This is a genomic window from Clostridium sp. C2-6-12, from assembly GCF_009928485.1.
In the GTDB taxonomy this organism is placed as follows: Bacteria; Bacillota; Clostridia; order Clostridiales; family Clostridiaceae; genus Clostridium.
The window spans coordinates 1-1,883 of sequence record NZ_JAABNP010000082.1; the positions used below are offsets into that span (position 1 = coordinate 1).

Consider the following 1,883-nt stretch of genomic DNA (forward strand, 5'->3'; position numbering starts at 1 on the left):
AAGGGGCTGTCGCACTAAATAATTAGTGCACGGCTCTTTTTGTGTGAAAAAATAAATCCCAAACTTAATAAGTTTGAGATTTATAGTAAAATACCATTATGCGAATAAAAAATATTTTACAAAAAGATTATACAATTAATCAGAAGTTTTATCAATTAAAGCTTCCATTAAATATTGAGTATATGATACCAGCTAATGATTCAGTGCGTTTACTAAGTCAATTTGTAGAGGAGATGGATTTAACAGATTTATATTCGACTTATTCCCGAGTAAGGGAAAATCAAGTATCGCCAAGAAAAATGCTGAAGATTATGATTTATGGTTACATGAACAAATTTTATTCATCCCGAGACATTGAAAATGCATGTCGTAGAGATATTAATTTTATGTTTTTACTTGAGGATTCTCCTACTCCGGATCATGCAACATTTGCAAGATTTAGGAGTTTGCATTTTGCTCCATGTGCAGAAAAAATTCTTGCTGAGATGACTAATTTTCTTTATGATATCGGTGAAATTTCTGCAGAATCTATATTTATTGATGGGACCAAAATTGAAGCTTATGCAAATAAATATACTTTTGTTTGGAAAAAAGCCGTCACAAAGAATATGGCAAAACTATTAATCAAAATAGCCGACCTTGTTAAAGAGTGTGAAGATCTTTATGATATTAAGGTTGCTTACAAAAATATGGTGCAAATGAAACATGTAAAAAAACTTAGAAAAAAGCTTTATGCACTGAAAAAATCAGAGGGCATACAATTCGTCCATGGATGTGGAAAAAGAAAAACTGCATTACAACGTTCAATTGAAACTCTTGAAGAATATCTATCAAAGTTTAAAGAATACACAAAAAAGGTATACACTTTCGGTAGTCGTAACAGCTATTCAAAAACCGATGTGGATGCTACATTTATGAGAATGAAAGAAGATGCTATGAAAAATGGACAACTAAAACCAGCTTATAATTTACAGCATGGTGTAGATTCAGAATATGTTGTGTGGCTCACTATTGGTCCACAACCAACAGATACAACAACTCTTATACCTTTTCTTAAAATCATGGAAGAAAGATTAAAATTTAAATATTTAAAAATAGTTGCAGATGCTGGATATGAAAGCGAAGAAAATTATTCATTTATTGAAGAAAACAATCAGATAGCTTTCATCAAACCAGCTAATTATGAACTATCAAAAACAAGAAAATTTAAAAATGATATCGGGAAGATAGAAAATCTAGATTATAATGAAGCTCAAGATTTCTATACCTGCCGAAGTGGCAAGCAATTAAAAAAGGAAAGCATAAAAATCAAAAAATCTAAAACAGGATATGAAAGTGAAAAAACAATTTATGCTTGTGAGGATTGCAGCAATTGTAGCTGTAAAACCAGTTGCATAAAAGGAAATAATTCAAAAACACCTATAGAACAGAGAACTAAGAGACTTGAAACATCAAAAAAATTCAATCGTCAAAGAAAAGAGGATTTAGAAAGAATTGTAAGTGACGAAGGTTGTCTTCTTAGAGTAAATAGAAGTATACAAGCAGAGGGCTCTTTTGCCCAACTAAAGCAAGATATGGATTTTAGAAGATTTATGTGTCGAGGACAAAATAACGTATTAGCAGAAAGTATACTTCTTGCTATGGCACTTAATATAAATAAACTACATAGGAAGATTCAAGCAGACCGTATTGGTAAGCATTTATTTGAATTAAAGAAAACAGCATAAATATATTTTTAAAAAAGTCTTTTAAAAAGGCTTATTAAAGTGCGCATATTTTTAAAGACTTCATAATTAGTAGAATATTTTATTGAGGAAATATTTTTTACAATTTGAAAAAGGAGCTATCGCTAACCGATTTTAATCCGCTAATGCGACAGCCCC

Annotated in this window: 1 protein-coding gene; it reads left to right on the plus strand. The window is 30.5% G+C overall.

The window, feature by feature from the left end:
* Positions 1–98: 98 nt before the first annotated feature.
* Positions 99–1,727: an IS1182 family transposase gene (locus GXK56_RS27445; RefSeq protein ID WP_160693476.1), complete on the plus strand. Its 1,629-nt coding sequence runs from the start codon at positions 99–101 to the stop codon at positions 1,725–1,727.
* Positions 1,728–1,883 lie beyond the last annotated feature (156 nt).

What these genes read in the sequence shown, in the direction of transcription:
- GXK56_RS27445 (WP_160693476.1), top strand. Translation starts at nt 99, where the DNA reads ATGCGAATAAAAAATATTTTACAAAAAGATTATACAATTAATCAGAAG.